14 protein-coding genes are annotated in these 26,077 nt (G+C 66.5%); 4 read left to right on the top strand and 10 right to left on the bottom strand.

Annotation, left to right across the window (positions count from 1 at the left end):
• Positions 1-7: 7 nt before the first annotated feature.
• From treY to HDG32_RS27635, 8 genes are all read right to left on the bottom strand, one after another.
• Positions 8-2,875, bottom strand: coding sequence for a malto-oligosyltrehalose synthase (gene treY, locus HDG32_RS27670; protein WP_184072213.1), 2,868 nt, complete (start codon positions 2,873-2,875; stop codon positions 8-10).
• A complete protein-coding gene (gene malQ / locus HDG32_RS27665) occupies positions 2,872-5,076 on the bottom strand; it encodes a 4-alpha-glucanotransferase (RefSeq protein WP_184072212.1) in 2,205 nt (734 codons plus the stop codon). The genes treY and malQ overlap by 4 nt, the downstream gene beginning before the upstream one ends.
• Positions 5,073-6,977: a malto-oligosyltrehalose trehalohydrolase gene (gene treZ, locus HDG32_RS27660; RefSeq protein WP_184072211.1), complete on the bottom strand. Its 1,905-nt coding sequence runs from the start codon at positions 6,975-6,977 to the stop codon at positions 5,073-5,075. Before treZ ends, malQ begins: the two co-directional genes overlap by 4 nt.
• A gap of 139 nt (positions 6,978-7,116) precedes the next feature.
• Entirely contained in the window at positions 7,117-9,330 is a 2,214-nt protein-coding gene (gene glgX / locus HDG32_RS27655; protein WP_184072210.1) for a glycogen debranching protein GlgX, read from the bottom strand.
• 115 nt (positions 9,331-9,445) lie between these two features.
• Positions 9,446-11,656, bottom strand: coding sequence for a 1,4-alpha-glucan branching protein GlgB (gene glgB, locus HDG32_RS27650; RefSeq protein ID WP_184072209.1), 2,211 nt, complete (start codon positions 11,654-11,656; stop codon positions 9,446-9,448).
• On the bottom strand, positions 11,649-15,116 hold the full coding sequence (treS, locus tag HDG32_RS27645) for a maltose alpha-D-glucosyltransferase (RefSeq protein ID WP_184072208.1): 3,468 nt from the start codon (positions 15,114-15,116) through the stop codon (positions 11,649-11,651). The genes glgB and treS overlap by 8 nt, the downstream gene beginning before the upstream one ends.
• Positions 15,113-18,565, bottom strand: a complete 3,453-nt coding sequence (locus tag HDG32_RS27640; RefSeq protein ID WP_184072207.1) for a maltotransferase domain-containing protein — start codon at positions 18,563-18,565, stop codon at positions 15,113-15,115. The genes treS and HDG32_RS27640 overlap by 4 nt, the downstream gene beginning before the upstream one ends.
• Before the next feature lie 530 nt (positions 18,566-19,095).
• A complete protein-coding gene (locus tag HDG32_RS27635) occupies positions 19,096-19,758 on the bottom strand; it encodes a DUF1345 domain-containing protein (RefSeq protein ID WP_184072206.1) in 663 nt (220 codons plus the stop codon).
• A 336-nt stretch (positions 19,759-20,094) separates the two neighbouring features.
• On the opposite strand from HDG32_RS27635, the gene HDG32_RS27630 reads away from it, so the two are divergent.
• The 4 genes from HDG32_RS27630 to HDG32_RS27615 all read left to right on the top strand — a co-directional run bounded on the left by HDG32_RS27630 (position 20,095) and on the right by HDG32_RS27615 (position 24,809).
• The gene (locus HDG32_RS27630; RefSeq protein ID WP_184072205.1) at positions 20,095-20,721 is read left to right on the top strand and encodes a sugar dehydrogenase complex small subunit; all 627 of its coding nucleotides are present in this window, start codon (positions 20,095-20,097) and stop codon (positions 20,719-20,721) included.
• Between the two features lie 109 nt (positions 20,722-20,830).
• Entirely contained in the window at positions 20,831-22,432 is a 1,602-nt protein-coding gene (locus HDG32_RS27625; protein ID WP_184072204.1) for a GMC family oxidoreductase, read from the top strand.
• Positions 22,433-22,452: 20 nt separating this feature from the next.
• Positions 22,453-23,883, top strand: a complete 1,431-nt coding sequence (locus tag HDG32_RS27620) for a cytochrome c (RefSeq protein ID WP_184072203.1) — start codon at positions 22,453-22,455, stop codon at positions 23,881-23,883.
• 188 nt (positions 23,884-24,071) lie between these two features.
• Positions 24,072-24,809 (top strand): metallophosphoesterase, encoded by a 738-nt coding sequence (locus HDG32_RS27615; RefSeq protein WP_260336613.1) that lies wholly within the window; start codon positions 24,072-24,074, stop codon positions 24,807-24,809.
• A gap of 37 nt (positions 24,810-24,846) precedes the next feature.
• On the opposite strand, the gene HDG32_RS27610 is transcribed toward HDG32_RS27615, so the two are convergent.
• Positions 24,847-25,548: an RES family NAD+ phosphorylase gene (locus HDG32_RS27610; RefSeq protein ID WP_184072201.1), complete on the bottom strand. Its 702-nt coding sequence runs from the start codon at positions 25,546-25,548 to the stop codon at positions 24,847-24,849.
• Positions 25,545-25,907: an MbcA/ParS/Xre antitoxin family protein gene (locus HDG32_RS27605; RefSeq protein WP_018424156.1), complete on the bottom strand. Its 363-nt coding sequence runs from the start codon at positions 25,905-25,907 to the stop codon at positions 25,545-25,547. Before HDG32_RS27605 ends, HDG32_RS27610 begins: the two co-directional genes overlap by 4 nt.
• Positions 25,908-26,077 lie beyond the last annotated feature (170 nt).

Here is a 26,077-nt window from a genome sequence, read left to right as displayed (position 1 = left end):
AGCCGCCTCAGCTTCGAGGCACCCCATCCTCCACCAGCACCGCGACCGGCATCGCGGCGAGCGCGTCGCGCAGATACAGCAGCCCGTGATCGTCGACTTTCGGCGCGGCGGGGCTCAGCCAATCGAACAGCGCACGCGCCGACAGATCGGGCGGCATTTCGATGGCCGTATCCGCCCATTGCGCCGGCTCGACGAGCGGCAGACCAGCATCATCGCCAAGCAGTCGCGCGGCCAACCGGCTGGCAATCACCACGGCCCACGCATTGCCATGCCGCCGCGCGAACGCGATCACACTCGACGCATGCGCGCCGCGCACCGTGAGCGGCAGATACGCGCCCTGACTCAGTAGCTCCGGCAGATGCGCGCGCAACGCCAGCACGCGCTGGATCACCGCGAGCTTTACGCGCCCGTCGCGCCAGTCCGCCAGAAATTCCGACGGCGGCGTTTGCGTCTGCGGCAGCCACGCCTCGCGTTTCGCGAAATCGACGGGCCGCCGATTGTCCGGATCGACGAGGCTGAAGTCCCACAGCTCGGTGCCTTGATAAAGATCTGGGATCCCGGGCGACGCGACACGCAGCACCGTCTGCTGCAGGCTGTTGAGCGCGCCCGCGCGACCAATGCGCTCGACGAACGCCGACAGCTCCTTCAGAAAGGCGTCGCGCCGCTGCGGCGCAAGGATGCCGAACAGGAATTCGCGGCAGCCGGCTTCGTAGGCTTCGTCGGGCGCAAGCCAGCTGGTCTGCAGCTTCGCCTCGCGCAGCGCCTTCAACTGCCATTGCGCGACGCGCTCGGCTAGCTCCTTGACGCCGGCTTCGTCGTCGGCGCGCAGCGGCGGCGGCCAGCAGCCTACCAGCGTTTGATACAGCATCACCTCGGCGGCGGGGCCGGGAGCCCAAGCGTCGCTCTTGTCCTGGCTCACGCTGTTGATCGGCGTGCCGTCGAGCGCTCGACGCTGCGGCGCGTTCAACGTCGACCATGCGCGCAACGTCGCGCCCCATTCGTCGGCGATCTCGCTGAGCACCGCGAGCCGCGCGCGCACGTCTTCACCGCGCTTGTGATCGTGCGTGGCGGTCGCAAGCATCGCATGAGGAAAACGTTGCGCGCGCTCGAGATTGCCCGCATGAAACTGCTCCACCGACAGCGCGAACTCGCCCGGGTCCGAGCCGACTTCGTTGCGCGACAGCAGACGGCCGTAGCGATAGCACGCGGTGTCCTCGATCGCCTTGGCGGCGAGCGGCGCGGTCAGCTGCGAAAACAGCGTTTGCGCGCTGCGCCGGGACGAGCCCGCATGCGGCGACGCTCCGCCGCCTTGCGCCTGCTGCTGCGACTGCGCGCCGGGCCGCGCGGCCGGGGCCTCTTCGGCGCTGCCGCCGAGCCACGCATTCACGCGCTCGAGCGCCGCATGGTCCGAGCGCGGCAGCGAAGCGCGCGCGCCCGCGAGCGCCTCCTCGAAATAGACGTTGTCGGCGGCGCTGCGCAGTCCGCCCGGCGGATACATGCGGTACACGGGGAAATGCACGACCAGTTCGGTCAGCACGCGGCGCAGCGCCGGGTACGTGAAGTCGCGCGTGCTCAGCGAATCGCGTGCGATCCGATGCAGCGCGCGCGCCGCGCGGTCCAGTTCCGCGGAGAAGTTTTCCGCGAGAATCTTGCGCCGCGCCGCGTGCGCTTCATCGGCGAAGCGCGCGCTGCGGCCGGTGAGTTCGGCCCACGTACCGGCGAGCGGGTCCGCGCCGGCCGGATCGTGCAGCAGCGCGCCGACGTCGTTCATGAAGTCGTAGCCCGTCGTGCCGTCGACGGGCCAGTCGTCGCGCAACGGCTCGCCACGGCCGAGAATCTTCTCCACCACCACATACGGCGCGGTGTCGCGCAACTCGCTGAGCCGTTGGCGCAAACGCTGGCAGTATTCGCGCGGCTCGGCGAGCCCGTCGATGTGATCGATCCGCAAGCCGTCGACGAGCCCTTCGCGATAGAGGCGAAAGATCAGCGCGTGCACCGCCTCGAACACCTCGGGCCGCTCGACGCGCACGCCGGCGAGCGTCGAGATGTCGAAGAAGCGCCGCCAGTTCACTTCGTCGGAGGCGGTGCGCCACCACGCGAGCCGGAAATGCTGCCGCTCGATCAGCCGATGCAGCCGGTCGCGCGTGACCGGATCCTCAGGCGCGTAAGTCTCCAGCACGAACTCGATCGCCGACTCGCCTTCGCGCGCGACGAACTCGCGCAGCGCGTCACGCGCCTCGGCGGCGCGCGCCTGATCGGCGGGCTGCGTGGTGAGCCCCTGAAAGCGATTCGCGAGCACGCTCAGATCGGCGCGGTCGGCGCCTTGCAGGATGGCCGCGTAATCGACCGGGCAGATCGGGAACACGTGCGGACCGTAGCCGATATGAAAGCGTCCGCTGTCGGCCGCGAAATGCAGCCCGATGCGGCCCGCCGCCAGTTCTTCGCCGTACGACGCGCCGAGCGTCGGCAGCAGCACCTTGCCGCGCAGCGCGGGATCGGGCGAATGCCAGTCGACGTCGAAATGACGCGCATACGCGCTGTGGCGGCCCCATTCGAGGATGTCGAGCCACCACGCGTTGCTCGACCCGCCGACGCCCATATGATTCGGCACCATGTCGACGATGAGCCCCATGTCGTGCGCGCGCAGCGTGTCGACGAGGTGCTTCAGGCCCGACTCGCCGCCGTATTCGGCACTGACCTCGGTGTAGTCGACGGTGTCGTAGCCGTGCATCGAGCCGGGCTCGGCCGTCGTGATCGGCGACGCGTACAGGTGGCTGATGCCGAGCGCGGCGAAGTAGTCGATGTGCCGCGCGGCGTCGTCGAACGTGAAGCCTCGATGGAACTGGAGGCGCAGTGTGGAGCGTGGAACGGTCATGGCGTGTCAGGCTCCGCGGAAGTGTTGGATGAACGCGCGGCGGCGCGGCGCGCGCCGTCGACGGCCAGCAGGCGGTCGGTGAACACGGGGTCGTCGAACATCGCGTCGACGGGCAGCGTCATGCGGCGGCGCCAGTTCGGATGTTCGTCGATCGAGCCCGGCAGGTTCGGCTGCTCGTCGAGCGCGAGCAGGTCTTCGAGCGGAAACGTGACGAGCGGCCCGGGTGTCGCGGCGACGAATGCGAGCGCTTCGTCGACCGGCGCGTTGTCGGCGTCCGGCGGCGCGACATCGGGCGCGGCCACGCCCGCTTGCTGGAACGCGCGCCACAAGTCGGCGCGCTGCTGCGCGCGCTCTTCGAGCGCCGCTTCCTCGGGATCGCGCCCGTCGGCGCGCGCCATCGTCTGGCCGATGCGGTTGCGCCACATGATGTCGCTGCCGCGCCACCAGCCGGCGACGGTCGGCAGATCGTGCGTGGTCGTCGTGCCGACCGCGTAGCGGTCCCAATCGGCCGGCGCCTTGAAGCCGTTGCCGTCGGGGGCGCCTTCGAACCACAGCACGCGAATCCCCTCGATGCCGTGCTCGTCGAGCCGCTCCCGAAACCCGGACGGCACGGTGCCGAGGTCCTCGCCGATCACGATCGCGCGATGCCGCCACGATTCGAGCGCGATCAGCCGCAGCAGGTCTTCGAGCGGATAGCGCAGATACGCGCCATTGCGCGCGCTTTCGCCTTCGGGCACGAGCCACAGACGCCGCAAGCCGAGGATGTGATCGATGCGGATGCCGCCGGCATGCGCGAACGCCGCGCGCAGCATGTCGATGAACGCGGCGAAGCCTTGCGTGCGCATCGCGCGCGGCGAAAAGGTCGTGAGTCCCCACGACTGGCCGGCCTGGTTGAAGAGATCGGGCGGCGCGCCGACCGACACGCCCTGCAGCATGTCGTCGGGATAGGACCATGCATGACTGCCGGCGCTGTCGCAACCAACCGCGAGATCGGCGATCAGGCCGACCGCCATGCCGGCTTCGCGCGCGGTGTGCTGAGCGTGCAACAGCCCGCGCGATGCCAGCCACTGCAGGAACAGATGAAAGTCGACCTCGTCGCGATGCGCGGCGGCGAACGCCTCGACTTCGGGGCTGCGTGGGTCGCGCAACGCATCGGGCCAGTTGCGCCAATGGCCGTCGCCGCCTTGCGCGAGCTGCGCGGCCTGCAGCGCTTCGAAGCGCGCATGATCTTCGAGCGCGCGCCCCGCGCGTTCGCAGAAGCCGTGAAATTCGAGCGCGCGCGGCGAGTGCTGCGGGCGCTCGTTGGCGCTGAACTGCTCGTACAGCGCGCGCAAAACCGTGAGCTTCAGCGGGGTCGCGTGCGGCCAATCGATCAGCGGCAGCTCTTCATATTTGGACCACGCGTTGCCGGCCGGCGCCGATGCGGACGCGGACGCATCCGCGCCGAACACCGCGGCCGGATCGATATGCGTGACGTTGAGCCATAAACGCGACGACGGCGCGTACGGGCTGAAGCGCTCGGGCTGCGCGCTGAACATCGCGTGGGTCGGACTGACGGCGAGCGCGTGCGCGCCGCGCTGCGCGCCGTGCCGCGCAAGTTGCGCGAGCGCCGTGTAATCGCCGATACCGCCGTCGCCGGTGCGGCGCAAGCCATACAGTTGCGCGGCGATGCCCCACAGTGGCGGCGCGGCTTCGCGTTCGCCTTCTCCGCCGCCGCCGCCGCCGCCGTGCAGCGTGCGCCACGCGTCGGCGACGGTGTAGCAGCGCGGCGGCGCGACCGCGAGCGTCATGCGCTGGTCGTTGATCACGAGCGTGTGATAGCCGGTTTCGTCGATCGGCGCGAGCAGCGCTTCCTCGCCTTTCGGTGCGGTGAAGCGGCCGTCGATGATCGAGCCGCTCTCCAGCTCGATCCGGTAATGGCTGCCCGACCTGACCGCGGCCGCGGGCAGCGCGATGCCGCGCCCGATCACCGCGGTCATCAGCGGCGGCAGCCGGCGGCCCGATAGTTCGGCCTCCAGAGCAGCGGCGCTGTGGCGGATATCCGTGGCGTTGCCGCACGGCAGACCCATGCGTGCGAGCAGCGTGCCAAGTGTCTTTTCGGGCACGTGTTGCGTATTGTGGTGCGCGTCCTGCCACTCCACCTCGAAGCCTGCGCGGGTGGCGAGCGCGGCGAGCCTGTCGTTGGGGCGTCGGGTCGTCACGCGCGCTGCTCCTCGTGCGATGCGATGCGCGCATCGTGGCGGCTCGCGAATTCGTTGATGTCGCCGGTCAGCCACGCAATGCACGCATGCGCGGGCAACACCCGCGCTTCGGCCTGTTCGCGCGCGCGCGGCGGTGTTTCGAAAATGATCTTGCCGTCGGGGATGGCGTCGAACGCGGCGTTCTGCTGCGACAGATTCAGCGCGATCGACAGCGTTTCGCCGTCGCCGAGTTTCCAGCGCGCGATCAGCGCGTTCGCGTCGCCGCCACCGGCATCGCGCAGCACGGTCGCGCCGCACGCCTTCGTATGTTTCAGGCGCGGCGTGATCAGCTTCGCGCGCACCGCGAGCGCGGACTTGTAGTAATGCATCCAGTCGAGCCGATCCGGCGTCGGCTTTACATCGGGCGCGGGTGGCGACGAGGCGGCGAAGGTCTGGGCATCGTTCGGATCGGGAATCTGTGCGCGGCGTTTCTCATCGCTGAACGCGGCAAAGCGGGCGAATTCGCGGCGCCGCCCTTCGCGCACGGCGTCGGCGAGATCGCCGGTGTAATCGGTGAAAAACAGGAACGGTTGCGTCGAACCATGCTCCTCGTCCATGAACAGCAGCGGAATTTGCGGCGACAGCAACAGCAACGCGGTCGCGGCGCGCAGCGCGTCATCCGAGGTCAGCTTGCGCAGACGTTCGCCGAATGCACGGTTGCCGATCTGATCGTGGTTCTGCAAAAACATCACGAACGACGTCGGCGGCAGATGCGCGCTCGCTTCGCCACGCGGCGCACCATCGTGCAGCGGCGACGGCTCGCCCTGATACGCGAAGCCTTCGGCCAGCACTCGCGCGAGCCGGCGAATCGGTTCGTTGGCATACGCGTGGTAATAGCCTTCGGTTTCGCCGGTCAGCAGCACGTGCAGCGTGTTGTGCGCGTCGTCGTTCCATTGCGCGTCGAAATGCGCGTCGAGCAGGCTCGCGCTGTTGTGCTCGTTTTCGACCACCAGATGCACGTGACGGCCCTGCTGCACGCGCGCGCGGATATGGTCCGACAGCTCGCGCAGCCACCCGGAATTGTCGATCGCATGCACCGCATCGAAGCGCAGTCCGTCGAAGCGGTACTCGTTGATCCAGTAGACGGCGTTGTCGGTGAAGAAGTCGCTGACTTCGCTGCGCTCGAAGTCGATCGCGGGGCCCCACGGCGTGTTCACGCCTGCGCGGAAAAACGGCTCCGCGTAAGTATGCAGATAGTTGCCGTCCGGTCCGAAGTGGTTGTAGACGACGTCGAGAAACACCATCAGGCCCACACCGTGCGCGGCGTCGATCAGCGCCTTCAGTTCTTCGGGGCGGCCGTATGCGGAGTCGGGCGCGTACGGCAACACGCCGTCGTAACCCCAGTTGCGACGACCGGGAAAGTCGTTCAACGGCATCAGTTCGATGGCGGTGACGCCGAGCGCGGCGAGCTCGGGCAGGCGCTTTTGCACGCCCGCATACCCGCCCATCGCACCGACGTGCAATTCGTACAGCACCGTTTCTTCCCAGGGCCGCCCGTGCCATTCGGTGTGTTCCCAATGGTAGGCGCGCGGATCGATGACCTCGCTCGGGCCGTGCACGTCCCGCGGCTGGAACCGCGAGGCCGGATCGGGCACCGCCTGCCCGTCGTCGAGCTGGAACCGATACAGCGTGCCCGCGCCGCTCTCGACGGTGGTCTCGAACCAGCCGTTGCCGGTCGGAGCCATGTCGTGCGCGCCTTGCGCGGGGCCGTTTTCGACGACCACCTGCACGCTGTTGCACGACGGTGCCCAAAAACGGAACCGCGTGCGCGGTCGCTGGCCGCTCGCGCCGATCAACTGCGCGCTGAACGGCAGGCAGTGCGCGTGACGATGCGTGTGAGGATCAATCGGACTTTCAGACATGTCTTCACCATTCGAATCTGCTAACGAGCCTGGACGGCAATGCGACGCAACGCAAGCAGGCATTGCGACGCAACATTCTTGCCACCCGGGCTGCGGTGCGATTTGTCCACGCTCGAACCAGGTCGCCGCAGTGCATCGTTCATTGCGAACCATCGTCGTTTGCGGTCTGCGCGCCCGGATCGGGCGGCAGCGCGGTCAACAGCCGCGGCCCGTGCTGCGCGCCAGCCACCCAGCCGGCTTGCCAATCCGCTTCACCGGTCGGTTGCGCGGCGAGTATCACGAGGCCGTGCGCGGCGACCTCGAGTTCGGCCGTCGCGAGCCGCTGCGGCGCGCGTTCCGGATCGGCCGTGTCTAACAGCACATGCCATTCCAGGTGCGGCGCGGGAGGCGCGAACTGCAGCGGTTCCTCGTGAGCGTTGAGCATCAGTAACAATACTTCGGTTTCGCCATTCAGGCCCGGACCCGCGCGACGCAACGTGAACGCGCGTCCCTCCGGGTCCTGCCACGCTTCGATCGTCAGCGGATCGCCGTGTTCGTCGAACCAGCCGACGTCGAACAGGCCGGGCAGCACTTCGCGGTCGCCGAACAGAAAGCGCGTTTCACGCAGCAGCGGATGGCGCTTGCGCAACCCGATCACGCGCGCGACGAACTCGGTCATGCGCTGACCTTCCGGCGAATCCGCGAGGTCCCAGTCGATCCAGGATAGGTCGTTATCCTGACAGTACGCATTGTTGTTGCCGCGCTGCGTGCGCAGCGCTTCGTCGCCGGCCAGCAGCATCGGCGTGCCGAGCGCGAGCATCACTGTCGCGATCAGCGAGCGCGACACCCGACGGCGGGTCGCGAGGATCGCGGGGTCGTCGGTCGCGCCTTCGAGACCCCAATTGCGGCTGCAATTCTCGTTGTGGCCGTCGTTGTTGTCTTCCAGGTTGGCTTCGTTGTGCTTCTGCTCGTACGCGGTGACATCGGCCAAGGTGAAGCCGTCATGCGACGTGACGAAGTTGATCGACGCCCACGGCTTGCGATGCCGCCGGTTGAACAGATCGGCCGAACCGGTCAGGCGCGCGGCGAGGTCGGGCCGCAGGCCGGCATCGCCACGCCAGAAACGTCGCACCGTGTCACGGAAACGGTCGTTCCATTCGCTGAATCCCGGCGGATGATTGCCGAGCTGATAGCCGCCAGGGCCGAGATCCCATGGCTCGGAAATCAGCTTGCGTTGCGATAGCACCGGGTCCTGGCGCAACGCGTCGAACAGGCCCGAGCCCGGATCGAAGCCGTGGCTTTCGCGCCCGAGCGTCACGCCGAGATCGAAACGGAAGCCGTCGATATTGAACGCGGTCGACCAGTAGCGCAGTGAATCCATCACCATCTGCAGCACGCGCGGATGCGGCAGATTGACCGTGTTGCCGCAGCCCGTGTCGTTGATATGGTGACGCTCGTCGCCGGGAATCAGCCGGTAATAGCTGGCATTGTCGAGGCCGCGCCATGAAATGGTCGGGCCCATCTCATTGCTTTCGCAAGTGTGGTTGTAGACCACGTCGAGAATCACCTCGATGCCGGCCGCGTGCAGCTGGCGCACGGCGATGCGCATTTCGTCGAGCCGGTGCGTGCTCAGATAGGTCGGCTCCGGCGCGAAGAACGCTGCCGTGTTGTAGCCCCAGTAATTGCGCAGGCCGCGCTCCACGAGGAAGCGGTCGTTCAGAAACGCGTGCACGGGCAGCAGCTCGACCGCGGTCACGCCGAGCTTCAGCAAATGCTCGACGAACTCCGGCGACGCGAGCGCCGCGAACGTGCCGCGTTCATGCTGGCGCAGATCAGAGCGCAGCATCGACGCGCCGCGCAAGTGCGTTTCGTAGATCACGGTCTCGCCCCACGGCACGTCGGGCCGCCTGTCGTGCGACGAGTCGAACGCCTCGTCGATCACGACGCACTTGGGCATCGCGGGCGCGGAATCGCGCCGGTCGATCGAAAGGTCCGCGCGATTCGAATGCACGCGATAGCCGAACAGCGCGTCGGACCAGCGAAACTGCCCGACGAGCTTGCGCGCATACGGGTCGAGCAGCAGCTTGTGCGGATTGAAACGATGCCCGAAATGCGGCTGATACGGCCCATGCGCGCGAAAGCCGTACGCGGTGCCCGGATGCGCGTTCGGCAGATAGCCGTGCCAGATCTCGTCGGTGCATTCGGGCATGGTGAAGCGGCGAATCTCCTTGCGGCCGGTTGAGTCGAACAGGCATAGCTCGATTTTCTGCGCATTGGCCGAGAACACCGCGAAGTTGACGCCCAGCCCATCCCAGTTCGCGCCGAGCGGATACGGCGAGCCGGGCAGCAACCGGTCGGGCAACGCATGCGACATGATTTCCCTTTCCTGTTCTGATTGTCGAGCTAGAGCTCGGGTCTGCCTGGGTCTTCATGCAACGGGCGCGCGGCGGCTGCCTGTGCGCCGCGCGCCCGGGTTACGGCACGTTTGCTCAGTCCGCGCGCAATACGATCGTCGCGAGCGGGGGCAAGGTCAGCGCGGCGGAATGTGGCCTGCCGTGGCTCGATACATGGTCGGAATGAATCAGCCCGCCGTTGCCCATGTTCGAGCCGCCGTACACGCCTGCATCGGTATTGAGCACTTCCACCCAGCGTCCGCCGCGCGGCATGCCGAGCCCATAGCCGAGCCGCGGCACCGGCGTCATGTTGCACGCCACGACGAACTCCTGGCCCGCGCCGTCGGTGCGCCGATAGGCGAACACGCTGTTGCCGCTGTCGTCGCCGATCAACCATTCGAAGCCGCCCGGTTCGCTGTCGAGCAGATGCAGCGCGGGCTCGTTGCGATACAGATGGTTCAGGTCGCGCACCAGTAATTGCACGCCGTGGTGGTTCGAATCGTCGAGAAGATGCCAATGCGGCGAGCCGTCATGGTCGAACTCCGCCATCTGGCCGAATTCGCCGCCCATGAACAGCAGCTTCTTGCCTGGGTGCGTCCACATGAAACCGAAGTACGCGCGCAGATTCGCGAAACGCTGCCAGCGGTCGCCGGGCATCTTGCCGAGCAGCGAGCCCTTGCCGTGCACCACCTCGTCGTGCGAAAGCGGCAGCACGAAGTGCTCGGAATATGCGTACACCATGCCGAACGTCATGTTGTGGTGGTGATACTGGCGATACATCGGATCTTCGTGCATGTAGTGCAGGGTGTCGTGCATCCAGCCCATGTTCCACTTGAAGTCGAAGCCGAGGCCGCCGTCCGCGAGGCGCGCGGTCACGCCCGGCCATGCGGTCGATTCCTCGGCGACCGTGATCGCGCCGGGGGCGCCCGGCACATAGCGGACCTCGTGATTCAACCGCTTCAGGAACGCGATCGATTCGAGATTCTCGCGGCCGCCATAGATGTTCGGCACCCACTCGCCGGCCGCGCGGGAGTAGTCGCGATACAGCATCGACGCGACCGCATCGACGCGCAGGCCGTCGACGTGATAGCGCTTCAACCACGCGAGCCCCGACGCGATCAGGAACGCGCTGACCTCGTTGCGGCCGAGGTTGTAGATCATCGTGTTCCAGTCCTGGTGATAGCCTTCGCGCGGATCGGCATGCTCGTAGAGCGGCGTGCCGTCGAAATCGATCAGGCCATGCGCGTCGTTCGGGAAATGCGCGGGCACCCAGTCGAGAATCACGCCGAGCCCTGCTTCGTGCGCGCGATCGACGAAACGCGCGAACTGCTCGGGCTTGCCGAAGCGCGCGGACGGCGCGAACTGCCCGAGCGGCTGATAGCCCCACGAACCGCCGAACGGATGCTCGGCGATCGGCAGAAATTCGATGTGCGTGAAGCCCATGCTCTTCGCATAGGGGATCAGCCGCTCGGCGAGCTCTTCCCAGACGAGACCACGCTGGCCTTCCTCGGCGACGCGCAGCCACGACTCCGCGTGCACTTCGTAGATCGTGATCGGCGTGCGCGCGGTCTGCTTGTCGGCGCGCGACTGGATCCACTCGTGATCGCCCCACGGAAACTGCTCGATCTCGTCGACGTGTGCGACGATCGATGCGGTGCCCGGCGGCTTTTCCGTCTGCATCGCGCACGGGTCGGCTTTCAGCGGCAGCGGATGGCCGTCGCGCGACAGCAGCTCGTACTTGTAGCGCGTGCCGGCGCCGACGCGCGGCACGAACAGCTCCCACACGCCCGCCTGGTGACGCAGCCGCATCGGATGGCGGCGGCCGTCCCACGCATTGAAGTCGCCGACCACCGACACGCGCCGCGCATTCGGCGCCCACACCGCAAAGCGCACGCCCGGCACACCGTCGACGTCGACCGGCCGCGCGCCCAGACATTCGAGCACCGCGTACGGATCGCCGCGCGCGAGACGTTCGAGCGGCTCGTCGCCGAGCACCGGAGCAAACGAATAGGTATCCTCCACTTCCTGCACCACACCATGCCAGTCGATGCGCAAGCGATACGGCATCGCCGAGGTGATGCGGCCCGCGAACAGGCCAGGGCGCAGTTGTTCGAGTTCGCCGAGCGTCGCGCCATCAGCGCGCGAAATTACGGTGACGTGCGCGGCGTTCGGCAGCAGCGCGCGCACGATCGGCCCCGCGTCCGTCTGATGCAGCCCGAGCTGCGAAAACGGATCGGGGTGACGCGCTTCGACGAGCGCGTCGATATCGACGGGTTGAAGGCCTGCGGCCGCATCATGCTCACTCATAGTCGCCCTCGGCCGGGTTAGGCGGCGTGGCGGCGCCAGGCGCCTGGGTTGACGGAACGCTGTGCGGCGGCGCACCGGTGTCGCCGAGCAGACGGCTCACGAGCGCCGCGAGGCCGCGCACCGGCAAGCCGAGCCACGTCGGCCGATTGGCCGCTTCGTAGCGGATTTCGTAGGCGGCCTTCTCGATCAGGAACAGATCGAGCAGCGCCTCTTCGGATTCGGGCGCGACGAGCGGCGTCGGCGACTGCGCGGCGGCCGCGCGATATTCCGCGAGGAACGCGCTGGTCGCGTGCGCGCGGAAGCGCTCGAACAGCGCGCGCTTGCGATCGGCGGTCTGTTGCGGCGCGCTTTCGGTGGTCGATTGCGCGGCCGCGCTCGCATACGAGAGCGAGCGCATCAGACCCGCCACGTCACGCAACGGGCTCGATTTCTGGCGACGCTCGTCGAGCGAACGCGCGGGCTCGCCCTCGAAGTCGATCAGATACGCGTCGCCGTGCGCGACCAGTACCTGGCCGAGATGGAAGTCGCCATGGATGCGGATGCGCAACGCGCCCGCGTCGCCCGGCACCAGCTTGGCGACGGCCTCGACGAGCGCGGCGCGGCGATCGATCAGACTTTGCGCGAGCCCCTTCGTGTCCGCGTCGCTCATGCCCGCGATGCGCGTCGCGAGCAGATCGAGCGCGGCCGCGAGCATCGTCTGCGTCGCGTCGACCCACGCCTTCACCTGGTCGGCGTTGGCCGGTTCCGGCGCGAACGCGGGGTCGTCGCTCGGCGTGGCGAGCGCGACGTGCAACTCGCCGAGCCGGCGGCCGATGATGCCCGCGAGTTCGCCGTAACCGTCCAGCAGAATCGACTCGTTCGTGCGATCGGGTACGCTCTGCGTTTCGGTGTCGATCGCGATCGCGAGTTCGTCGACCGAGCGGCGCAGATAATCCAGCGACCAGTTCCACGCATCGCCCTGATTGTCGATAAAGCCCTGCAGGATCGCCAGCGTATGCGGCACGCCCTCGGGATCGACGCGCACCACTTCGCCGTACAGCGGCGCGGTGTTCGCATAGCCGAGCTGCGTCAGATAGCGGCTGATTTCCGCTTCCGGATGGATGCCGCTGACGAGCCGCCGCACCAGCTTCAGCACCGCGGCATCGGCGACGATCAGCGAGCTGTTGCTCTGTTCGGCCGCGAGCCAGCGAATCTCGGGCCGCTCGCCGAGAGCGTCGAGTTCGGCGAAGCGCTCGGTCGGCAGGAACTTGATCTCGCTCTTCTGCACGGTCGGCACGACCGCGCGCTCGCGCAGCTTGCGCAGCACGTTGTGCGCGAAGATCGGCAGCGAGAACGCGTCGGTCAGATGGCCGACGGTGCGGCCGCGCCGCACGCGCGCAAGCGCCAATTGCAGGAACAGCGGCGTGGTGGTTTCGCCGCCCCATGTGAGCGCGATCGGCACCACGTAGCGTTCGGTGTGGTTGCCGACGTCCACTTCGATTTCGGTGAACGCGAAGCCGCCGTTCGGGATCGTGGTCAGCGCGGCGAGCCGCACCGCGTGCATCTTCTGATCTTTCGACGCGAACCAGCGGCGCCGGCTCAGCCACGACGGCAGCACCTCGGATTCGAGCAGCCGCACGTTTTCGGGAGTCGGCCCGGTCTGCCCCTCGCGGATCACGATCGTGACGAACTCGGGCAGCGGCACGGAATGCGCCTGCGCCCATGTCGGACGCCCGCCGCCTTCGCACAGCATGAACCACAGGAAGCCGTAGGGCGGGAACGTCAGCAGATAGGTCAGCTGACCGATCGCGGGGAACACCGAATCGGCGGTCATCTCGATCGGCACGAAGCCGTTGAATTCTGACAGCTCGAGCTCGACTGCCTGCGGCGCGCGCGACAGATTCGCGACGCACAGGATCGGCGCCTCGCCGGGCATCTCGCGCAGATACGCGAGAATCTTGCGGTTTTCCGGCTTCAAAAAGCGGATCGTGCCGCGTCCGAAGGTCTGCTTCGCGCGCCGCGTCGCAAGCATGCGGCGGGTCCAGTTCAGCAGCGAATGCGGGTCGCGGCTCTGCGCTTCGACGTTGACCGCATCGAAGCCGTACAGCGTCCCCATCACGGGCGGCAGCACCAGTTGCTCAGGGTCGGCGCGCGAGAAGCCGCCGTTGCGATCCGACGACCACTGCATCGGCGTGCGCACGCCGTCGCGGTCGCCGAGGTGGATGTTGTCGCCCATGCCGAGTTCGTCGCCGTAGTAGATGACCGGCGTGCCGGGCATCGACAGCAGCAGCGAGTTGATCAGCTCGATGCGGCGGCGGTCGCGCTCCATCAGCGGCGCGAGACGGCGGCGAATGCCGAGATTCAAACGTGCGCGGCGATCGCTCGCATAGGTGTTCCACAAATAGTCACGCTCGGAATCGGTGACCATTTCGAGCGTCAGCTCGTCGTGATTGCGCAGGAAGATCGCCCACTGGTTCGATTCGGGGAGTTCCGGTGTCTGCTTCATGATGTCGGTGATCGGGAAGCGGTCTTCGCTCGCGATCGACATGTAGATGCGCGGCATCAGCGGGAAGTGGAACGCCATATGGCATTCGTCTTCGTTGCCGAAATACTCCTTCACGTCCTCGGGCCACTGGTTCGCCTCGGCGAGCAGCATCCGGTTCGGGTACTCGGCGTCGATGGTCGCGCGAATCCTCTTCAGGATCTCGTGCGTCTCAGGCAGGTTCTCGTTGTTGGTGCCTTCACGTTCGACGAGGTATGGCACCGCATCGAGCCGCAGCCCGTCGATGCCCATGTCGAGCCAGAAACGCATCACCTGCAGCACCTCTTTCAACACCGCCGGATTGTCGAAGTTCAGATCGGGCTGGTGCGAGTAGAAGCGGTGCCAGTAGTACGCGCCCGCAACCGGATCGTGCGTCCAGTTCGACGGTTCCGAGTCGATGAAGATGATGCGAGTCTCCGGGTACTTCTGATCGGTATCGGACCACACGTAGTAGTTGCGATAGTTCGAGCCGGGCTTCGCGCGCCGCGCGCGCTGGAACCATGGGTGCTGATCCGACGTGTGGTTGATGACGAGCTCGGTGATCACGCGGATGCCGCGCGCGTGCGCTTCCTGGATGAAGCGCCGCACGTCCGCGAGCTGACCGTAGTCGGGATGCACGTTGCGGTAGTCGGCGATGTCGTAGCCGTCATCGCGGCGTGGCGACGGATAGAACGGCAGCAGCCAGATCGCGTTGACGCCGAGCTCGGCGATGTAGTCGAGCTTGGCCATCAGACCGGGGAAATCGCCGACGCCGTCGTTGTTCCCATCGAAGAACGACTTGATGTGCACCTGATAGATGATCGCGTCCTTGTACCACAGCGGATCGTCGCTGAGGGCCGCGGGTTTGCCGCGGCGGCGCGTGCGTACCTTCGCCGCGGTGCCGACGGCCACGGCCGTTTGCGCCTCGTGCGCGGTTTGGGCTGGATCGTCGCGCTTCATGTTCCACCTTCCATCCAGGTTGGGTTGGCAGCGTCTGCGTGAGGAGCGCTGTCGGGATCGTGGTCGCTGTCCTCGGGGCGATCGGCGGGCAGGCCACCTAGCGGCGCGATGCGCCAGATCGAGAACGGTTGGCCCGAGCCGAGCCGCACGTGTTGCCAGCGTCCGTGCCATTCGAAGCGTGCGCCGGTCATCTGGTCGATCACTTCGAGCGTGGCGTGATCGTGTAGATGCCAGCGCTGGAACGTGTCCCACGACAACTCGATGTCCGCGCCCTGTTCGTTGAACGGATCGAGATTGATCGCGACGACGATCACGTTGTCGCGCGATTCGGTCGCTTTCTCGAAGCACAGGATGTGGTCGTTGTGCGCGGCGAGGAACGTGAGACCGAGATGCGTTTGCAGCGCCGGATTCGCGCGACGGATGCGGTTCAGTGCGGTGATCTCGCCGACGATATTGCCGGGCCGGTGCCAGTCCCACGCCCGCAACTGATACTTTTCGGAGTCCAGATACTCTTCGCTGTTCGGCAGCGCGGTGGCCTCGCACAGTTCGAAGCCGCTATACACGCCCCACAGGCCGGCCAGTGTCGCGGCCAGCGCCGCGCGGATCAGAAAGCCCGTGCGTCCCTGCGATTGCAGATGGCGCGGGTTGATGTCCGGCGTATTGACGAAGAAGTTCGGCCGATAGAAATCGCGCGCGCCGGTCTGCGTGAGTTCGCCCATGTACTCGGTGAAATCGCGCTTCGACTCGCGCCACGTGAAGTACGTGTACGACTGCGAGAAGCCGATCTTGCCGAGCCGGTTCATCATGCGCGGCCGCGTGAAGGCTTCGGCGAGAAAGATCGTGTCGGGGTGGCGCGCACGCACGTCAGCGATCATCCATTCCCAGAACGGCAACGGCTTGGTGTGCGGATTGTCGACGCGGAAGATGCGCACGCCCGCGTCGACCCAGAACAGGATCACGTCGCGCAATGCGAGCCACAGGCCGGGCTTGGCGTCGTGCGCGTAGAAGTCCGGGTTGACGATGTCCTGATACTTCTTCGGCGGATTCTCGGCGTAGCGCAGCGTGCCGTCGGGGCGCCACGCGAACCACGTCGGATGCTCCTTCAGCCACGGGTGATCGGGCGAGCACTGGATTGCGAAGTCGAGCGCGATCTCGAGGCCATGCGCATGCGCGGCGGCGAGCATCGCCTTGAAATCGTCGAGCGTGCCGAGTTGCGGATGCACGGCGGTGTGACCGCCCTCGGCGGCGCCGATCGCATAGGGACTGCCCACATCGCCCGGCTGCGTGGTCAGCGTGTTGTTGCGGCCCTTGCGGTTCGCGAGGCCGATCGGGTGGATCGGCGGGAAGTACAGCACGTCGAAGCCCATGTCGCGGATGCGCGGCAGCTTCGCGCTCACGTCCGCGAACGTGCCGTGGCGTGATTCGTCGTCGCTCATCGAGCGCGGGAAGATCTCGTACCAGCTCGCGAAATGGGCGGCCGTGCGTTCCGCGTCGATCTTGTAGGTCACCTGGTCGCGGCTCAGAAACGGGCGATGGCGCGCAGCGGTCATTGCCTTCGCTGTGGCGGGCGCGAGAATCACTGCGAGCTTCTGTTCGGCGTCGGCCTTCTGGAAGTCGCGCACGATGTGTTCGAGCGGCTCCTTGTCGGCGCCTTCGGTCGTCTCGACTTCGGCGAGCACGAGCGCGAACAGATGCGCGGCTTCGTCGAGTTCTATCTCGACGGTCTGGTTCGCCTTCAGCTTCTTCTGGATGTGCTCGACGAGCGACGCGAAGTCGTCGCGCCACGCGATCACGGTGAACTCGTAGCGGCCGATCCGCTCGAGCGGAATGCGCGCGCTCCACAAGTCGAGCCCGGCCGGCGGCGCGGGCGACATCAGTTCTTCGTGCCACGCGGTTTCGTCGGCCGCGCGCCACAGCACGGCAGCCGCGATCTTGTCGTGACCTTCGGCGAAGATCGCCGCGCGAATTTCCGCGCGCTCGCCGACGCTGCGTTTCGCCGCGAAGCGGCCGTTTTCCACGGACGGCGACACGCTCTCGATCGCGACGCGCGGCGCTTCGATCGCGTCGAGCACTGTCTTGCGGCCGCTGCGCTTGCTGTTCGCCTTGTCGATCGGCGGCGCGAGGCAGATCGGCTGTTCCGCGAACGCGCGCAGCAGCCGCACCGCACCGGGCGCGAGCGCGAACGGCGCGAGTGCCGCGGGTTCGGTTCGGCCGCGCGCATCGAGCGGCGCGAAGCGCGTAAAGCTGCCCGGCACGCCCGCGAGGAAGCGCGCGGGATCGACGCGCACTGGCGCGCCGAGTTCGGGATTCACGACGATCAGGACTGCTTCGCTGGCGTCGCGCAGATCGGCTGCGTCGCCGCGCAGCAGAACCGCGGCCGATGCGCCGGGGCCGCTCAATGGGCGCAATTCACCGTTCGCGTGCAGCGTCGGCGTGTTGCGCGCGAAGTCGTTGGCCTGGGTGACGGCGGCGCTCAGATCGAAGCGGCGCGACTGCGCGGCGCGGGCGAACTGCGCGGCGTCGCCGCGCGTTTGCGACATCGGTTCGGCGATGCCATATTCGAAGCCCATCGGCATCATCCAGCCGCTGCCCAATGCAACCGACGTGAACAGCGCGCGTCGATACGCCCGCTCGACGATCGCCGCATCATGGACGTCGCTCAGCTCGGCGGCGAGGCGGGTACCGTACGGCGCTTCGGGAAAGGCGATCGGCGCACCAACGCGCGCGAGCGCCGCATGCTCCTCGGCCATCCAGCTCGAACGGAAATCCCACCAGCGCACCGACGAAAACGCGCTGTCGAAGCCGGCTGCTTCGAGACCGGGCAGATCGCCGCGCGACAGGCCCGGCGTTGCCGCGAGAAAGCGCACGCGCGGATGCTTCGCTCGCACTTCATCGCCGAGGTGCCGCCATACGGCAGCCGGCACGCGATGCGGCGAATCGAAACGGAAGCCGCCGACACCCGCCTCGGCGAGCGCGAGCAGTTGCTGGGTCCACCAGACGCTCAGCGAGGCACTCGTCGCGGGGTCGTCGAAATTCGCGTAGGCAACGTTGTCTTCGCGATGCACGTGGCGCGGATCGAGCCGTGCGAGCTCGGACTCACGCGCGTGAAACCAGTCCGAATGCTCGCTGTACAGCACGCCGTCGGCGGCCATGCGGTCGATCACGAGATCGACCAGCAGCGTCAGGTTGTTGCGGCGCGCGGCATCGGCGAGCATGCGCACGGCGTCGTGCACCGAATGCTGCGCCTCGAACACGGGATTCAGCCGAGCGTGATTGCCGACCACCTGGCCATGGCCGGCCTGGCCGGGCTCGAACAGCCCGCCGATCAACGCATGATCGAAGCCGAGCCCGGCCGCATGAGCGAACTGCGCGGGCCAGGCATCGAGGGGCCCGACGAGAAGAGAATGAAAAAAGTAAATCCGCGGCGCGTACCCGTTTGGAGATTCCATCGGTCGTTTCCAGAGTTGTCCTGCTGCGGTGTGGATGCACTTGGCATGCGATCACAGCGCTCATTGGGCTTCCCGAGCCGGCTACCGCGCGATGCGTCAGCGGGGGCACGTACTGGTCAATGTAGTGCAAAGATCGTCGCGCCGCTGGCCAGTCGCGGGTGCTTTGACGCCAGACGCCGGTCTCGCGGGACTGGTCGTCACTCGTCGCGGAAAGGAGCAAACCGTGTGCCAACGCGCGGGCAGCCGGGCACCGCGCTAGCGCGGAAACGGGGAGGTTACGGTGAGATGGCGGGTGCCGAAGGTGCGCGCGCGCACGGAGCGCGCGCAAAAATGCGGGCATTGTTACGCACGCCGCGGGTGGCCGGCATGTAAAACGGGGTGGTGTGGGGCCGGTTTTACACGGGCGGCCCGCGTTGCACGGAATGCGGTTCAAGCGGACGCGTGAAGCCTGGGTGCCGCTCACGTGGCAGCCATGTGGCACGCGCGTGGCACTCGCATGAAATTCACCCGAACGCCGCGCAGCGGCCTTGTCACGAACCCAGCAGCCCCGCCGCGATGTTCACGCACAGGCCGAGCACCGCGACGTTGAAGTAGAACGACAGGACCGATTGGGCGAGCGTCGCGCGGCGAATTTCGCGTGAGCGCAACACGACATCGGAAGTCTGCGACGCGACCGCGATCGTGAACGAGTAGTACAGGAAGTCCCAGTAGTTCGGCAGCAAATGGTGATCGGGAAACTTCAACGCGGTCTCTTGCGCGTCCGTGTCGTAGTAGAGGCGCGCGTAGTGCAGCGTGAAGATCGTCGGAATCAGAAACCATGCGCCGATCAGCGTCAGACCGGTCAGCAGGTAGTGCCAGACGGTCGTTGCGCCGCCCGCGCCCTTGGCCGACGCGAGTTCGAGCACGATCGCGGCGACGCTCGCGATCGTCGCGACGCAGATGACGACCAGCACGACGCCCGCGTTTTCGTCGTCGCGCATCGCGTATTCGCGCACGCGGTGCTCGTCGGCAAGAGCCATATGCACCCAGATCATCAGCAGGTAGCTCCAGATGGCCGCGTCCCAGCCGATCAGTGTGCGGGCGATCGGACTCGTATGACCGGGCACGAGGAACGCGACGACGATCCCGATCACGAGGCCGATCACCGTGCGGGGCCGATTGCGAAGAAGCTGGGGATAGTAGTTGATGGACATGGATTCGATGAACGACGAAGTGTAGGGCAGTCGGTGTCGCGGATTCTACGTGTGCAACGCGGACCGATTGTCGAATGGTGGGTCACAGGCTATAGTCTTTCGCGGCGGCCTTGCGCGCCGCTTTCAGTTGAAAGGCAATTGCTAGATAACGGCAGCAATCGTTGCGATCATGCATGCAACACCGCACATGCGGCGCGCGTGAATCACGCGCACGGATACGAGACCGCTGAAGCGGCGTAAGACCAGGTTTGGGGAAGAGCAAACGAAGCGGCGGGCGAACGGCATCATGCCCTCGCCGCGCTGCTCGTCGAGAACGACTCATCATCTGGAGCCCCCATGACAGATGTTCCTGAGGATAACGATGCGCATCCCCACGTGACGCATCGGCAAGGAGCGAAGTCTTATCGCAATGCCACACGTTTCACCGGCTTGCCGCCGTCGTTTTCCGCTTCGCGCAGGGCCTGGGTGCTCGGCTCGTGCGCGACGGCCGCAGCGCTCGCGTTCGCCGGCGCGAGCCGTTCGCTGGCGTGGATCGCGCCCGCCTTCGCCGATACGCGGCCAGCCGGGGGCGGACTGGATGCCTTCCTCGCGCTTTCGCAACACCTCACCGGTCGTAGCAGTTTCGATACCGTGCTTGGCCAACGTGTCTACGATGCGCTGTCGCGTGCCGACAACCAGTTCGCGCAGAACGTCGCGGCGCTCAACACGTGGCTGCAAGGCCACGGCGGCGTGCCGTCCGATACGGTCACACAGGCGCTGCAGACCGACCAGCCCGCGCTCGCCAAAACGGTCGGCGCGATCATGCGCGCGTGGTACCTGGGCCTCGTCGGCGACATGCCGCACGTCCAGGTGATCGCGTATGAAAAGGCGCTGATGTTCGAGCCCGTGCAAGACGTGCTCACGATTCCCTCCTATTGCCGCGACGTGCCGTTCTACTGGACGCGGAAGCCGACGTCCGCGTGAGCCGCGCGAGCCCGCGAGCGGGCCACGCCAGCAGCGCAACCAGCACGCCGGACCCGCAAGCGTCGCACGAACAAAGCCCGCAACAGGCAGGGCATCGAAGAGAGAAACGATGGCAAACACACAATCCGCCGATATCGTCGTGGTCGGCTCCGGCGTCGCCGGCAGTCTGGTTGCGCATCAGCTGGCGCTGGCGGGCGCGTCGGTGATCCTGCTCGAAGCGGGGCCGCGCATTCCGCGCTGGCAGATCGTCGAGAACTTTCGCAACTCGCCGGCCAGGTCCGACTTCGCGACGCCGTATCCGTCGACGCCTTACGCGCCGCATCCCGAGTACGCGCCCGCGAACAACTACCTGATCCAGAAGGGCGATTATCCGTACAACTCACAATACGTGCGGCTCGTCGGCGGCACGACCTGGCACTGGGCGGCCGCCGCGTGGCGGCTGCTGCCGTCGGACTTCCAGTTGCGCAAGCTGTATGGCGTCGGGCGCGACTGGCCGTATCCGTACGAAACGCTCGAGCCGTGGTACGTGGCCGCCGAAGTGCAGCTCGGCGTGTCCGGTCCCGATAGTTCGATCGATCTCGGTTCGCCGCGCTCGAAGCCCTATCCGATGCAGCAGCTGCCACTGTCGTACATGGATCAGCGGTTCAGCGACGTGCTCAACGCGCAGGGCTTCAAGGTCGTGCCCGAACCGGTCGCGCGCAACAGCCGGCCGTACGATGCGCGGCCCACCTGCTGCGGCAACAATAACTGCATGCCGATCTGCCCGATCGCCGCGATGTACAACGGCGTGATTCACGCGGAGAAGGCCGAGCAGGCCGGCGCGAAACTGATTCCCGAAGCGGTCGTGTATCGCATCGAAGCGGACGACAAAGGGCTCATCACGGCGGTCCACTACAAGGACCCGAACGGCAATAGCACACGCGTCACCGGCAAGCTGTTCGTGCTCGCGGCGAACGGCATCGAAACGCCGAAGCTGATGTTGATGTCGACCTCCGACAAATTCCCGCACGGCGTCGGCAACAGCTCCGATCAGGTGGGCCGCAACCTGATGGACCATCCCGGCACCGGCGTCACGTTTCTCGCCAACGAACCGCTGTGGCCCGGCCGTGGCCCGATGGAGATGACCTCGATCGTCAACTTCCGCGACGGCGCGTTCCGCTCCGATTACGCGGCGAAGAAGCTGCATTTGTCGAACGGCGTGCCGACGATGGGCGTCACCGCCGACCTGCTGAAAAAAGGCCTGACCGGCGCCGAGCTCGACCGGCAGATTCGCAACCGCGCGGCGCGCACGCTGAACATCAACAGCTTTCACGAACATCTGCCGGAGCCGCAGAACCGCATCGTGCCGTCGGCAGATCACAAGGACGCGCTCGGGATTCCTCAGCCCGAGATCTACTACTCGATCAACGACTACGTGAAGAAGAGCGCCGCCAATACGCACGAACTGTATGCGCAGATCGCGACGCTATTCGGCGGCACCGAGGTCTCGTTCGACGACAGCTTCGCGCCCAACAATCACATCATGGGCACGACGATCATGGGCAGCGATGCGGCGAGTTCGGTCGTCGACGCGGACTGCCGCACGCACGATCATTCGAACCTGTTCATCGCGAGCAGCGGCGTGATGCCCACCGCCGCGTCGGTGAACTGCACGCTGACGATCGCTGCACTGTCGCTGAAACTGGGCGACAAGCTGAAGCGCGAAATCTGAGCGCCGACCGGAGAGCCACAATGACGAAGAACACCTGTCGCGCGCAGCCGGACCCTGTGCTGATGCACGTCAACCAGCGCCGCCGCTTCGGCGGCGCGGCGCTCGCGGCCGCGTTTTCGCTGTTTGCGCTGTCGATGGCGTGGCACGAGTCGCACGGCCCGGACGCAAACTCGACCGACGAAATGCCGATCACCCAGGCGCGCGCCGACGACGCGGCGCAGGCTTCGGTCGGCGGCCCGGCCATGCTCGCCGGCAAGGCCGCGAATGGCGAACTCGTGAAGCGCGGCCAATACCTGACCCGTGCTGCCGATTGCGCGGCCTGCCATACGGCGGACAAGTCGCGCCCATTCGCGGGCGGCCTGCCGATCAGCACACCGTTCGGCACGATCGTGACGCCGAACATCACGCCCGATCCCGACACCGGCATCGGCCAATGGAGCGACGCCGATTTCATGCGCGCGATGCACGAAGGCATCGGCAAAGGCGGCGAGCGGCTCTATCCGGCGTTCCCGTACACCGCCTACACACGCGTGACCGAACAGGACGTGCTCGCGATTCGCGCGTATCTGAACACGCTCGCGCCGATTCACTACACGCCGCCCTCGAACAGCCTCAAGTTCCCGTTCAATCAGCGCTGGCTAATGGTGTTCTGGAACCTGTTCAACTTCACCGAGGGGCGCTTCGTGCCGGACCCGAAACAGAGCCCTGAATGGAACCGAGGCGCGTATCTGGTCGAAGGGCTCGCGCATTGCGAGGAATGCCATACACCGCGCAATTTCATGCAGGGGCTGAAGTCGAGCGCGCGTTTCTCCGGTGCGGTGCAGGCCGGCTGGCATGCGTTCAATATCACGCCGGACAAGCTGAGCGGCGTCGGCGACTGGCGCGACGACGAACTCAAGTCGTATCTGTCGACCGGCGCGGCGCCGAGCCGCGCAAACGCGGCCGGCCCGATGGGCGAAGTGGTCGCGAACAGCACGCAGTACCTGACGCCGGTGGATCTGCGCTCGATCGTCGTGTTCTTGCGCTCGGTGCCGGCCGTGAGCGGCGGCGACGCGCGTCCCCGTCATCAATGGGGCAAGCCGGCCAGCGACGTCACCGCCATGCGCGGCACCGCGATCACCGGCGTGAACGGCGCGCAGCTGTTCGTCGCCAATTGCGCGACCTGTCATGGCTGGACCGGGCAGGGCGTGGGCGCGAGCGCGCCGGGCGCGTATCCGTCGCTGATCCACAACTCGACGGTCGGCGCGAACGACGCGAACAATCTCGCGTTGGTCATTCTGCACGGCGTGAATCGCACGACCGCGCACGCGGACGTGCTGATGCCCGGGTTCGGCGGCCATCTCGACGACGAGCAGATCGCGGCGATCACCAACTACGTGACGAAACAGTTCGGCAATCCGCAGGCGACGATCGCGGCCGACCAGGTGGCGAAGCTGCGCACGCTGCAATAGCGCGCGGGACGACTCGGGCGCGCGCCAGGAGTGACTCGCGCAAACGTGCATTTCCGGTAACGCATACCGCAAATGTGGCGTTTCAGCGTCATTTTTGCGTCGTTCGATGTCTTTCTTGATCGATGAAGCGTGCGAATACGATAGGCACCCCGCATACGCGTGCGCGTCGGCCGCATTATCATGGTGGGATGAATTCCATCCCCGCCAACTTCGTTCAGCATCACGACGCCAACGAGGCCGGCCGCGATTTCGTGGTCGGCGATCTGCACGGCTGCGTCGACGCTTTGCGCTACCTGCTGCGTCAGATCGCGTTCGATCCGACGTGCGACCGGCTGTTTTCGGTCGGCGATCTGGTCGATCGGGGCGAGCACTCGGAGCAGGCGCTCGCGCTGCTCGCGAAGCCGTGGTTCCATGCGGTGCTCGGCAATCACGAGGACGCGCTGTGCGCGGTCGCCGACGGCCGCTTGCGGCGGCAGTGGTGGTACGGCATCGGCGGCGCGTGGGCGGTCGACGTGCCCGACGAGCGCCTGCGCTATTACGCCGAGCATCTGCGCACGCTGCCGCTCGTGCGCGTGATCGGCAGCGGCAAGGCGCGCTTCAACGTTCTGCACGCCGAATTTTTCGGCTCCGACGCCGAGCTCGACGCGGGCAATTATTCGGCCGAAACGCGCCAGCAATTGCTGTGGGGTCGCGAGCTCGCGCTGGGCAACGGCGATCCGCTGCGGCAGCGCGGGCTGTCGCTGACTTATTGCGGCCATACGCCGGTGCGCGACATCACGCAGATCGGCTCGCAAGTGTTCATCGATACGGGCGCGTTCGGGCCGGACGGCACGTTGACGATCGTGCAGCCGCAGGCGTTGCGTCGTTGGTCGATCTCGGTCGAGGCCGCGCGCGCGGAAGGGGCGGCGGAATTGGCCTTGCCTTGAACGGCTGAAGTCGCCGCGCTGCTTCGCCGCTCTTCTGTCACCCGACCTGATTCAACTCGAACACCATATCGACGCTCCTGCCGTTCCAGTTGTATTCGAGGTATGCCGCGTGATGGCAGTCGCGCAGCAGCATCGTGCGGAATGCCGCGAGGCATTCGCCAGCGCTGTCGCGCACCGACGGATACACGATGCCCGGCGCGCCCGCCGCGCGTACCGCGCGCCCGAGCGCCTGTCCGGGAAGGTAGTCGTCGGGCGACAGCACGGCGGGATCGAACTCGGGGTCGCGACGCAAGTCGACCACGCTGCCTTGTGCGACTACCGTGTAGAGACGCATCTGTTGACGCATCGGCGGCTCGGCGGTCGCCTGGAGAAACTGACCCGTGTGATAGCGTGTTTCGGCGATCGCCGTCGCGCGTGAACGCGCGCAATAGAACACGCCGTAGGTGCCGTCGGAAAAGCGGCTGCCGAGCGGATTCAGATGCGTGAGCGCGGCCATGATCGGCCCGTAGCCGGGCCCGAAACGGCGCTCCTCGCGCGGCACCAGATCGAGTTCGCCGATTTCTGTGCGCAAACGGTCGTTGGTCATCGCTTCGAGCGCGTACAGCGCGTCGAAATCCTCCGGCGATGCGACCCGATCGAACAGGTTGATGGCCGGAAAGCGCGTCGGAATCACGCGATACGCGGGCGACCAGTCGAGCGCTGTGCTGGTCCAGCGGTCCTGCCATTGCGGTTGCGTCACGCCCAGCCGCCTCGCATTGCGTCGAGATACTGGCGCACGGCTACGAGATCGCTGATGTTGCCCGCCAGCATGCGGTCCAGCGCGCGTTTGCCGCCGAACGGCGGCGCGCTGTTGGGGCGTTTGACCCAGGTGTCGGCGGCGCTCGGCTGCGGCAGCAGAATCTGCAGCGCCTTGTAGATGCCGAGCAGCAGCGACAGTCGCTCCAGCGTGTCGTGGCTGAGGCGCGCGGTCTCGGGCGTCGCCCTCCACTTGAAGAACGTCGAGCGGCCCGGCTTGCCGAGCAGCACGATCTGCTCGTCGGCGCTCAGGTCCCAGTCGCGCGCGATGTTGAAGAACGCACGCAGACCGGCCGCGGACATCTGCGTCAGCGTGGGTTCCGAAAGCGATCGTCGCGGCGATGCCTCGGGCGAGGAAATTCGGGCAGCGTGAGTCATTGCGGGTAAGTCCCTATGTGTACTTTTTAAGAATATTAGTCCAAAAGTGGATTTTTGCAAGAGAATATAATCCCGGCTCGTTTTGGCAGTCGTCG

It is taken from the genome of Paraburkholderia sp. CI2 (assembly GCF_014201055.1).
Taxonomy (GTDB): domain Bacteria; phylum Pseudomonadota; class Gammaproteobacteria; order Burkholderiales; family Burkholderiaceae; genus Paraburkholderia; species Paraburkholderia tuberum.
Note: the sequence above shows the minus strand (reverse complement) of the source record. Positions and strands in the feature narration are given on the sequence as shown.

What these genes read in the sequence shown, in the direction of transcription:
- glgB (WP_184072209.1), bottom strand. Translation starts at nt 11,656, where the DNA reads ATGAGTGAGCATGATGCGGCCGCAGGCCTTCAACCCGTCGATATCGAC.
- HDG32_RS27635 (WP_184072206.1), bottom strand. Translation starts at nt 19,758, where the DNA reads ATGTCCATCAACTACTATCCCCAGCTTCTTCGCAATCGGCCCCGCACG.
- HDG32_RS27640 (WP_184072207.1), bottom strand. Translation starts at nt 18,565, where the DNA reads ATGGAATCTCCAAACGGGTACGCGCCGCGGATTTACTTTTTTCATTCT.
- glgX (WP_184072210.1), bottom strand. Translation starts at nt 9,330, where the DNA reads ATGTCGCATGCGTTGCCCGACCGGTTGCTGCCCGGCTCGCCGTATCCG.
- treZ (WP_184072211.1), bottom strand. Translation starts at nt 6,977, where the DNA reads ATGTCTGAAAGTCCGATTGATCCTCACACGCATCGTCACGCGCACTGC.
- treY (WP_184072213.1), bottom strand. Translation starts at nt 2,875, where the DNA reads ATGACCGTTCCACGCTCCACACTGCGCCTCCAGTTCCATCGAGGCTTC.
- HDG32_RS27630 (WP_184072205.1), top strand. Translation starts at nt 20,095, where the DNA reads ATGACAGATGTTCCTGAGGATAACGATGCGCATCCCCACGTGACGCAT.
- HDG32_RS27615 (WP_260336613.1), top strand. Translation starts at nt 24,072, where the DNA reads ATGAATTCCATCCCCGCCAACTTCGTTCAGCATCACGACGCCAACGAG.
- HDG32_RS27605 (WP_018424156.1), bottom strand. Translation starts at nt 25,907, where the DNA reads ATGTCCGCGGCCGGTCTGCGTGCGTTCTTCAACATCGCGCGCGACTGG.
- HDG32_RS27620 (WP_184072203.1), top strand. Translation starts at nt 22,453, where the DNA reads ATGACGAAGAACACCTGTCGCGCGCAGCCGGACCCTGTGCTGATGCAC.
- treS (WP_184072208.1), bottom strand. Translation starts at nt 15,116, where the DNA reads ATGAAGCGCGACGATCCAGCCCAAACCGCGCACGAGGCGCAAACGGCC.
- HDG32_RS27625 (WP_184072204.1), top strand. Translation starts at nt 20,831, where the DNA reads ATGGCAAACACACAATCCGCCGATATCGTCGTGGTCGGCTCCGGCGTC.